We start from the raw sequence: 9,459 nt of genomic DNA, 5'->3' as shown, positions 1-9,459 counted from the left end.
CCTGTCCGGTGCGCTGCTGCGGCAGGACCGGGGCGGAGGGCGGGGGCTGCGTCGGGGCAGAAGAAGAGGGCGCAGGGGAAGACGGCGCAGGGGAAGACGGCGCAGGGGTGGCCTCCGCCGGGGCCTCCATCGCCTCCGTCGCGTCCATGGCGGCGGGTTCGGCCGGAACCCACGGCGGCGGGGGGTCCACGGGCGCCACCGGCGCCACCGGCGGCTGCGGTACGCAGCGGCCCTCCTCGGCGGCGAGGAAGGCGGTCCACCACTCGTTGTCGCGGGCCGTTCGCGACCAGAAGGTGCGGGTGACCCAGCGGATGGACTCGCCGTCACCGGCCGCGCACCGGACCTGGCGCAGATGACCGGCCACGGACAGGGCCCTCAGCGCGCTGCCGACGGCCATCTGCCCGTACAGGGGCTGGGACTTGGCCAGTGACTTGATGCTCATCGCCGCACCGTCGGGCAGCGTGTCGACGTAACCCGCGATGTACCGCTCCCGCTCGGGCAGGAACACGAAGTCGTCGGCGGCGGGCGGGCGTTGGTCCGGGACGGTCCGCTTGCCGTAGCCGGGGCTGGCCTTCGGATACGGGGCCGAACGGGAGGGGGCCGAACGGGAGGGGGTCGGCAGGGCCGGGGACGGCGGGGCGGGGCTAAGGTTCTGGGTAGCCACAGGATCGGTTCTTTCTGCTTGGCGATCTTGAGGTGAGACCCCGACCGGTGTGGCAACACCGCGTCGGGGTCGTTTCGTCTGGCGGCACCGTAAGCAGCCGCGACACCGCGTGGCAAGTCGGTCACGAATAGTCACACTTGCTCGCCGTGACGGGTCAGGGAGGGGGGGAGGTTTTCCCCAACCCCTTCTTCTCCCTACCTCTTCTACCTACCGGTTGTACGACATCGCTCGAACCTCGGAGCCCGGGTCCCGAGTCCCGGTCCCCGAGATCCGAGACCCGGGCGGAGCGCCCTCCGCGTACACACGAAAGAGTGAACAGGGCCGTTCCGGAGCTCGCATCCCGGGTCCCGGAGCCCGAGACCCAGGCCCCGAGCTCCGGACCCCGAGCTCCGGGGCGCGCCCCGCACCGGAGCAGGCGCCCACGGCACGCGACCGCTGCGCCGCCGTCTCCGCCCGCGACTCCTTCGGCGCGGTCAGCCTTCGTGCGCTCGGCGCGCCCACCACACGGGCATCACGCCCGTCCCTTCGGCACCCCGAAGCCCATCCGAGTGAAGTTGCCCGCGCCTGACCGAATTCTCCGTACGGCAGCAGCTATACAGGGTTCGTTTCCCCCACCGGCCACGCACTCGGCCCAGCAAATCGGAGTGTCATGGCAGCACCACGTCGCGGATCAATTCTGATGATTGCGGCACTCGCCGCATGCGCCCTGCTCTCCGGGCAAGGGGTGGCCGTCGCCGACGGCCCGGTTGTCAAGACCGGTGGCGCCCAAGGGCTGCACGGCGGGAACGAAGTACCGCTACAAGGGCCAGGCGCGCTTCTACGTGTCGGGACCGCAGGGCAAGGGCTCAGCGCACGTGTACAACCAGAACGACAGCGAGATCAAGTGCACGAAGCGCTGAGTCGTGCGTCGGTGGCTGCGGCGGGCGCCGCCTGTCTGGCGATGGCATTGGTCTCCTGTGGCTCGAATCGAGAGGGCGGTTCCACCCCCTCCCCGGATTCGATGCCGCCCGCGCCGAGCGCACGCGACGGTCAACACGGAGCAGCCCTGCCCCTGGTGGCCGGCCGGTGGTCGAAGAACAGTGGCCACCATCCGCCAGAAAACCTCACATGGAGACGAGCGCCCCTCCCGCAATCGGAAAGTCGTCTGTCTGCAGATGTCGCGGGGCCGGAGCAGCCCTGGTACGCGTCGTTCATGACGCACAAGACCGTCAACCGGGCCGGAATTCCGGACGAGAGTCCGGAGAATCAGCGCGTGCTGGCATGCGGCCAGGGCATCGCGAAGCCCGGCTGTCGGATCACCTCGCTCGGCGGCCACCGGTGGCGCATCGAGACACTCGCGCCCGCCCCTCAGAACCACCCGTACCGAATTCTGTACGTGCAGTGGCCCTCGGGGGGCCCCGGAGAACCCGAGAACTGGGCCTCATGGCAACTACCCACCCCCTGAACGCCATGGCCGGCGACCATGCGGGCCTGGCTCGCTGGGCTCTGGGCAGGATGGCTGCCGCAGCGGCCTGGGACATCCAGTTCGACGCAGAGGCGCGATGCGCCCAGCACCGCTCACCGGAAGATGTCTCGGGCCGCTACGGCTGGCACAGCGTGGGACGCTTCGAAGAGACGGAGGCCGCTTCGGCGGGCCGGCTCCGCATCGACTCCGAGTCCAGCGCCCGCCTCCGCAAGGAGGACGAAGCCGCCGGTGACCCCCTGCTCGCACTCTGCGACCCCGCCCGTCTGATCAGCGGCGTGGCTACCGCCTCGGCGGGGCAGTGCACCTGGATCGACGGGCGCCCCTGCGTCGACGTCACGCTGGTCCCGCATCCCTGGAGCGCCGACCCGCAGGACCCCTGGCTCCCGCCAGGGGTGACCTACCTGACCGCCGGCGTCGACACCGCCACCGGATTCCTCCTGCACACCCGCGCCTACGACAGGCAGGGCTGTTTCCGCTCCGGCCACCTGCGTGATCTGCGCACCACGGCAGACGGCAGCTCACAGATCGCCGACGCGGCGCGGACGCCCGCGGGTACAGAGACGGGGGCACCCTTCGTTCTGGCGCGCATGGCAACCAGCCTGATCGACCCCGTACGTCTGAGAGCCGAAGTCACGGCCGTCCCGGAGATCGAATCGGAACTATCGGTAGCGAGTGTGCCGTCCAGTCGCTCATGGGCTGTCACATTTCGAGGCAGGAACACGATGACGGTGGACATGAGCGGAGACTACGAACCCGAACAGGCCGACCCTGCGGCAGCCAGACTCGCGGAACTCCTCAGTCCGGCCCGCGTCGTGTCGCACCTCGCAGAGGTCACCACCACCGGGCCCACCTCCGTCAAGGCCACGGTACGGCCGATGCGGTCCTTCCCGTTCAGCGCCTGGGCCCCTGAAGAAGGGCTCATCTGCCACTTCACCCTCGATCCGGACACCGGCATCCTCCTTCGGGCCCGCACCGAGGACGGATCCCGGACTCTCTTCCGCATGGAAATCGCCCTCCGGGCCGAGTGACACCAACCGAATGCGGTAACGGAATTCGCCACCTCTCCGTGACGTGAGGGCCGGTCGATGAACAGCCGCAGCAGGACCGAAGGGATCAGTTGTCCGAGCAACACGACGTCGTCCAGCCAGGGATCGACCCCTCGGGTACGTCCACGGCGGGCCCCATGTCCGCCGCGTTTCATGGCGAGCTGGTCCCGCACCCGTGGCGCGACCCCGAGTCCGAGCATGACGCCTACCAGCTGTTCCACCAGCGGTCGGTTGCCATGGGCTGGCTCGACGAGCAATCGAGCGCCGCAGGGGGCGAACGCGCGTCCAAGGCGCCGGGCCTGTGGGCCATGAACAACGCCTTCTGCGGTACTCGCCATGCCGCTGCCGAGCCCTTCGCCCGGTTCCAGGTCGAGTGCAGTACGCCGGCGAATGACAGGCCGTTGCCCGTGCAACCGTTTCTGCGCTGCGCCGAGGACACCACTGCGCGCATCGGCACGGCACATCTGTCCGCGGTACAGCTTCTGCTGCCCCTTCAAGGACTTGCCCCCGCCTCCCGCCCGCGCAACGCGCTCGTGCCCTCCATGGAGACCTGCGACTGGTTCGGTGAACGCGCCCCGCAGGCCCGGACACCGGTGAAGATCACCATTGACAGCGGGCGCAATCCCTCCATCCCTGCCATCGCGCAGCAACTCGTCAGCTGCCTCGGCCACTTGGAGCAAGACGCATTCATCCCGGGCAAGTCGGGAAGAGCCGACGAGGACGAGACGCTGCCACCGCCGTTCGCCGACGGATTCTGGAACGGCCCGCCTCTGCACGGCATGACCCTACGAGGTGAACTCGCCGAGTGGTCCTGCGACGCAGTCGGCTGGCTGGCCGCGACGATCGCCGACTCCGCATCCCACCTCGGCGTACGCACCCCCCTGCTGCTTTCTGTCGTAAGAGGCTGAACGACGGCGAGTGGCTGCTCTCCGGCCGGGCCCGGAAGAAGGCGAGCTGCCGGTCCTGGAGTTCAGCGAACACGCATGTCGGCGTCGCTTGAACCGCGCCCCTCTGACGGCGGGCTGCGGGCCCAACCCGGGCGAGCTGCCCATCGTACGCGGCAGTGATCTGCGCATCACCGACAGCGGCATGGCGGTGATCGACGCTCCGTGGCCGGGACGACTGGTGGCCCCCCGACGCCGAGGGAGCCGACTGGCGTCTGGCGTCTGGCGTCTGGCGTCTGGCGTCTGGCCAAGTACCGCCAGGACGTCCCCTACCTCCGCACCCCTGGCTGAACACGTACAAGCCCATCCGCAGCCACAACGAAGGCGCCAACGGCCGCTTCAAGAACGGGGCCCTCGACATCGGCAACCGCAAGCACCGCCCCGGGCCAGGTCACTCAGGCCCTCTTCCTCGCCCTGATGCTCACCGTCGCGAACCTGAGAATCCTCGAGACCTGGCTCACCGAACGGAACGGACCCGACGAGCTCACCGCCGCCGACTTCGACACCACCGGCCCGCTGCCTCCGCCCAGTACCCCGGCGATCACACCGCCGGCCCTGGGTTCCGGGCGACATCCGCCTCCGCGCCTCCGCTGACGCCGGACTCGCACGACAACCCCAGATGGTCCACGCACGCCGATCACCCCGCAGGTCGGCGTGCACACCCACGCCCGCACGCGGGCAGGCAGCAGGACGGCGGCCGCCGCGCCACCCCGATGCGCGCACCCAGACCTCCTGACGAGCCCAGAAACGACGAGATCCCGCCCGATCTTGCGATCGGACGGGATCTCGTCACCATTCCTGAGCTGACTCAGGAACAGTCGTGCAGTGGACCTGTGGGGATTTGAACCCCAGACCCCCTCGATGCGAACGAGGTGCGCTACCAGACTGCGCCACAGGCCCTTGCGACGTGTGAAACTCTAGCACCCTCGGAGGGGTGCTCGGAAATCCGTTCCGCGCTGGTCAGCCGTGGCGTGGGTCACGGCCGTCCGGCGAGGGGGTCACTCGTTGGCCGCGCGGGGGCGGTCGCCGTCCTCGTACTGGTCGAAGAGCGGGGTGCGGCCCCGGTCGCGGGAGCGGCGGGACTGCGGGGAGCGCTGGCGCGGCGCCGGGTCCACCGGGGGCGCCTCGGGCTCCGGCTGCGCGGGCTCGGCGGTGCTGGAGCGGGCCGCGCTCCAGGTCTCCGGATTGCCGACCTCGACGCCGCCCGTGGCGCGCGGGGCGACCGGGGCGGTGACGTAGGTGGGCAGGGGGACCGGGACCGGCTCCCAGCTGTCGCCCTGGACCCGGCCGCGCTCGCGCTGCTGGTCGACCCACTCCGCGTGGTCCGTCTGCTCGACCAGGGCGCGACGGCCGGCCTCCTGCGGGGAGACCGTGGGGGTGGGTTCGGGGACCGGGTGGCGCGGCTCGGCGTCCTCGTCGGTGTCGGCCGGGGCCGTGGCGGCGGGCTGGTGACGGCGGGGGCGGTTCTCGCGGAGCCGCTGGGCCGCCACCTCGGCGCGGCGCTGGTCCATGGTGAAGGCGAACCTGCGCCGCTCGTGCGTCCGCAGGTGCGCGATGTACGCGCTGAGCAGCACGGCCGGGACCGCCGGCGCCCACAGGAAGCGCAGGCCGCCGACCGCCGCGACGATCGCGCCGAGCGTGAAGGCGAGGAAGAGGACGACGGTGGTGCGCCGGCGGCGCGCGAGGACCTGGAGGCGCTGCGCGCGCCGGGCGCGTTCCGCGTCGGTTCCGCCGGGGCGCGCGCGCCGGGCGGAGCCGATGGCGGCACCGCCCGGCTTGCGCGGGGCGGGCTCGGGCGCGGCGGCCGGGTCGTGCATCCGGGCCTCGGTGTGCGCGGGGGGCGCGGCGAAGGCCCGGACGTCGACGGATTCCATTCGGTCCGTGCTCACGTCCGGGTCGGCGTCGGGTGCCGCCTCGTCCTCGGCGCGCTCCTGCAGCCCCTTGGCATACCGGCGCTCCATCGCCGCCCGGCCGGAGAGCAGCCGGATGGCGGTGCTGAAGCGCTCGGTCGGACGCTCCTCGTTCAGCTCGTCCTGCCTGCGGAGCCACATCGGCACCAAGTAGGCGGCCCAGGCCCCGACGATGACTGCGTAGATGAGGCCACTGCTGCTCACATCTCACACCGTAGAGGGGTTTGCGCGGAGGCATCCGCCAATTGGCCCGGTGTGTCGCACGATCCGGCCGATATCGCGGACTTTTTTTGTGATTGTTCGGATCAACGGACAGCAAGCAATTCGAACATACTTTTTATTATGCGGGAGGTTCCGGCTGATCCGGACGTGGAGCCGGCCGCGACCGGTGCCATCTCCGCAGCAGCCCGTCCGGCACCTCCTCCGCCGTCAGTGCGTAGATCAGGTGGTCCCGCCAGGCCCCGTCGATGTGCAGATAACGCGGGCGCAGCCCCTCCTCGCGGAATCCGAGTTTCTCCACGACCCGCCGGCTCGGCCCGTTCTCGGGGCGAATGCACACCTCGACGCGGTGGAGTCCGACCACCTGGAAACAGTGGTCGACGGCGAGCGCGACAGCGGTCGGCATCACCCCGCGTCCGGCCACTTCCCGGTCCACCCAGTAACCGACGTGCCCCGAGCACATCGAGCCCCAGGTGACCCCGGCGACGGTCAGCTGACCGACCAGCCGGCCCCGGTACTCGATGGCGAACGGCAGCATCCGGCCGGCGTGGGCCTCCGAGCGCAGGTGACGGATCATCTGGCGGTACGTGGGCCGCTGGGCGACCGGGCCGCCGGGGGCGGGCGGCGGGACGGTCGCCTCCCAGGGGCGCAGCCACTCCCGGTTGCGGCGGTTGACCTCGCGCCACTCGCGCTGGTCGCGCAGCTTGATGGGCCGGAGGGCGACATCACCGTCCGTCAGGATCACCGGCCAGGTCGGGACGTTCAGCTCGGGCTCCCGGGTCGGGGGTGGTCGCCGCCGCGCAGCTGGTCCACGGCGTGCGCCAGAAGCCGGTCCAGGACGGCGAGCCCGTCGCGCACCCCGCCGGTCGAGCCGGGGAGGTTGACGATCAGGGTGCGCCCGGCGACGCCCGCCAGGCCCCGCGAGAGCGCGGCGGTGGGGACCTTGTCGCGGCCCTCGGCCCGGATCGCCTCGGGGATGCCGGGGACCTCGTGGTCCAGGACGCGGCGGGTGGCCTCGGGGGTGCGGTCGGTGGGCGAGATGCCCGTACCGCCGGTGGTGACGACCACGTCGTACGCGGCGGCCACCGCGGACCGCAGGGCCCGCTCGACCGGGTCGCCGTCGGAAACGACCTCGGGGCCGTCGACGGTGAAGCCGAGCCGGGTCAGCGCCTCGGCGATCAGCGGCCCGCCCTTGTCGGCGTAGACCCCGGCGGCCGCGCGGTTCGAGGCGGTGACGACGAGGGCGCGGTACGGGGGCGGGGGGACGGCGGCGTTCACGCTTCGGCCCCGGGTTCGTGAGCGCGCACGTAGTCGCCGGACTTGCCGCCCGACTTCGCCTCCACCCGGACGTCCGTGATGACGGCGGCCTTGTCGACGGCCTTGACCATGTCGACGACGGTGAGCGCGGCGACCGACACCGCGGTCAGGGCCTCCATCTCCACGCCCGTGCGGTCGGTGGTCTTCACCGTGGCGGTGATCTCCACGGCGTCGTCGGCCACGCTGAGCTCGACGCCGACTCCGGAGACGGCCAGCGGGTGGCAGAGGGGGATCAGGTCCGGGGTGCGCTTGGCGCCCATGATCCCGGCGATCCGCGCGGTGGCGAGGGCGTCGCCCTTGGGGACCCCCTCGCCCCGGAGCAGTTCGACGACACGCGGCGACACGAGGACCCGGCCGCTGGCACGGGCGACGCGCGCGGTGACGTCCTTCCCGGAGACGTCGACCATGCGGGCGGCCCCCGCCTCGTCGATGTGCGTCAGCCTGTTCTGCGTACTCAACTCACTCCGCCTAGCGGTAGGGCGCCGGATTCCCCGGTGCCGCGCCGGGGCGCGGTCCGGGGGCCGGGGGGTGTCCCCCGGACGGCACAGCGCCAGACACCGTACCGCCACCGGGCCGCGGTCAGCGGAGCAGGATCACCTCGGTGTCGGAGCCGGGTTCGGCGGAGGTGACGTCCTCGCGCAGCACGATCAGCGCGTCCGCCTGGGCGAGCGCGGCGATCAGATGTGAGCCGGAACCGCCGACGGGCGTGACGGTGCCGGCCTCCGCGTCGTACGTACCGCGCAGGAACTGGCGCTTCCCGGCCGGCGAGGACAGGGCCTTGTCGGCGACGAGCACGGCCTTCGCCGTCGGGCGGTCCATCGCGGGCAGCCCCATCAGGGTGCGGATGGCGGGGCGGACGAACAGCTCGAAGGAGACGTAGCTGGAGACCGGGTTCCCGGGGAGGGCGAGCAGCGGGGTGTGGTCGGGGCCGATGGAGCCGAAGCCCTGCGGTTTGCCCGGCTGCATGGCGAGCTTGCGGAAGTCGACCCCGCCGCCGGGTTCGTCCTCGTCGCCGACCGAGGACAGGGCTTCCTTGACGACGTCGTAGGCGCCGACGCTGACGCCGCCCGTGGTGACGACGAGGTCGGCGCGGATCAGCTGGTCCTCGATCGTGGCGCGCAGGGTCTCGGCGTCGTCGGCGACGGCGCCGACGCGGTAGGCGATGGCCCCGGCGTCCCGGGCGGCGGCGGTGAGGGCGAAGCTGTTGGAGTCGTAGATCCGGCCGCCGGTCAGCTCGCCGCCGGGCTGTACGAGTTCGCTGCCGGTGGACAGGACGACGACGCGGGGGCGGGGGCGGACCTTGACGGTGGAGCGGCCGATCGCGGCGAGCAGGCCGATCTGCGGCGGCCCGATGACCGTGCCGGCCTTGAGCGCGAGGTCGCCGGGGCGCACATCGCTGCCCCGGTCCCGGACGTGGGCGCGGGCCTGGGCCGGGCGGTGGACGCGGACCTCTCCGCCGGCCCCCTCGGGGGCGTCGCTGTGGGCGCGCATCGCGGCGGCGGGGCCCTCGCCCGTACCGCCGTCGGTCCACTCGACGGGGACGACGGCCTCGGCGCCCTCCGGGAGCGGGGCGCCGGTCATGATGCGGGCGGCCTCGCCGGGGCCGACGCGCCGGCCGGCGCCGAGGCCGTCGTCGCCGGCCGCGACGTCGCCGATGACGGTGAGGACGGCGGGGAACTCCTCGGTGGCGCCCTCGACATCGGCGACGCGGACCGCGTAACCGTCCATCGAGCTGTTGTCGAAGGGCGGCAGGGCGATCTCCACGACGACGTCCTCGACGAGGACGCAGCCCTGGGCCTCGGGCAGTTGCAGCTCGATGGGTTCGAGCGGCTTCACCGCGGCGAGGATGTCTTCCAGGTGCTCGTCCACCGACCAGATCGTGCTGCTCAACGTG

At 71.8% G+C, this 9,459-nt stretch carries 9 protein-coding genes, 1 tRNA gene and 1 pseudogene; 4 read left to right on the top strand and 7 right to left on the bottom strand.

Annotated features, from left to right (window positions below):
* A pseudogene (locus ABZ564_RS26635) lies at positions 1–664 on the bottom strand (MarR family transcriptional regulator); the annotation flags it as partial.
* 758 nt (positions 665–1,422) lie between these two features.
* On the opposite strand from ABZ564_RS26635, the gene ABZ564_RS26630 reads away from it, so the two are divergent.
* The 4 genes from ABZ564_RS26630 (at position 1,423) to ABZ564_RS26615 (ending at position 4,083) form a co-directional block, all read left to right on the top strand.
* On the top strand, positions 1,423–1,563 hold the full coding sequence (locus tag ABZ564_RS26630; RefSeq protein ID WP_360861246.1) for a hypothetical protein: 141 nt from the start codon (positions 1,423–1,425) through the stop codon (positions 1,561–1,563).
* A 293-nt stretch (positions 1,564–1,856) separates the two neighbouring features.
* A complete protein-coding gene (locus ABZ564_RS26625) occupies positions 1,857–2,108 on the top strand; it encodes a hypothetical protein (protein ID WP_219570738.1) in 252 nt (83 codons plus the stop codon).
* A complete protein-coding gene (locus ABZ564_RS26620) occupies positions 2,087–3,157 on the top strand; it encodes a hypothetical protein (RefSeq protein WP_360861244.1) in 1,071 nt (356 codons plus the stop codon). The genes ABZ564_RS26625 and ABZ564_RS26620 overlap by 22 nt, the downstream gene beginning before the upstream one ends.
* A 155-nt stretch (positions 3,158–3,312) precedes the next feature.
* Positions 3,313–4,083, top strand: a complete 771-nt coding sequence (locus tag ABZ564_RS26615; RefSeq protein ID WP_360861242.1) for a hypothetical protein — start codon at positions 3,313–3,315, stop codon at positions 4,081–4,083.
* An 862-nt stretch (positions 4,084–4,945) separates the two neighbouring features.
* On the opposite strand, the gene ABZ564_RS26610 is transcribed toward ABZ564_RS26615, so the two are convergent.
* The 6 genes from ABZ564_RS26610 to glp all read right to left on the bottom strand — a co-directional run bounded on the left by ABZ564_RS26610 (position 4,946) and on the right by glp (position 9,455).
* A tRNA-Ala gene (locus ABZ564_RS26610) sits at positions 4,946–5,019 on the bottom strand.
* Between the two features lie 98 nt (positions 5,020–5,117).
* Positions 5,118–6,233, bottom strand: coding sequence for a gephyrin-like molybdotransferase receptor GlpR (glpR, locus tag ABZ564_RS26605; protein WP_360861240.1), 1,116 nt, complete (start codon positions 6,231–6,233; stop codon positions 5,118–5,120).
* 136 nt (positions 6,234–6,369) lie between these two features.
* Positions 6,370–6,993 carry a GNAT family protein gene (locus ABZ564_RS26600; protein WP_360861238.1) on the bottom strand — a complete coding sequence of 208 codons (624 nt, stop codon included), beginning with the start codon at positions 6,991–6,993 and terminating at the stop codon, positions 6,370–6,372.
* A 17-nt stretch (positions 6,994–7,010) separates the two neighbouring features.
* Positions 7,011–7,526: a MogA/MoaB family molybdenum cofactor biosynthesis protein gene (locus ABZ564_RS26595; protein ID WP_360861236.1), complete on the bottom strand. Its 516-nt coding sequence runs from the start codon at positions 7,524–7,526 to the stop codon at positions 7,011–7,013.
* The gene (moaC, locus tag ABZ564_RS26590; RefSeq protein ID WP_360861234.1) at positions 7,523–8,023 is read right to left on the bottom strand and encodes a cyclic pyranopterin monophosphate synthase MoaC; all 501 of its coding nucleotides are present in this window, start codon (positions 8,021–8,023) and stop codon (positions 7,523–7,525) included. Before moaC ends, ABZ564_RS26595 begins: the two co-directional genes overlap by 4 nt.
* 121 nt (positions 8,024–8,144) lie before the next feature.
* On the bottom strand, positions 8,145–9,455 hold the full coding sequence (gene glp / locus ABZ564_RS26585) for a gephyrin-like molybdotransferase Glp (RefSeq protein ID WP_360861233.1): 1,311 nt from the start codon (positions 9,453–9,455) through the stop codon (positions 8,145–8,147).
* Positions 9,456–9,459: the final 4 nt, after the last annotated feature.

Source organism: Streptomyces sp. NPDC019224, from assembly GCF_040632605.1.
GTDB lineage: Bacteria > Actinomycetota > Actinomycetes > Streptomycetales > Streptomycetaceae > Streptomyces.
This window is presented reverse-complemented; position numbering and strand designations above follow the sequence as displayed.

What these genes read in the sequence shown, in the direction of transcription:
- ABZ564_RS26625 (WP_219570738.1), top strand. Translation starts at nt 1,857, where the DNA reads ATGACGCACAAGACCGTCAACCGGGCCGGAATTCCGGACGAGAGTCCG.
- ABZ564_RS26620 (WP_360861244.1), top strand. Translation starts at nt 2,087, where the DNA reads ATGGCAACTACCCACCCCCTGAACGCCATGGCCGGCGACCATGCGGGC.
- ABZ564_RS26615 (WP_360861242.1), top strand. Translation starts at nt 3,313, where the DNA reads ATGTCCGCCGCGTTTCATGGCGAGCTGGTCCCGCACCCGTGGCGCGAC.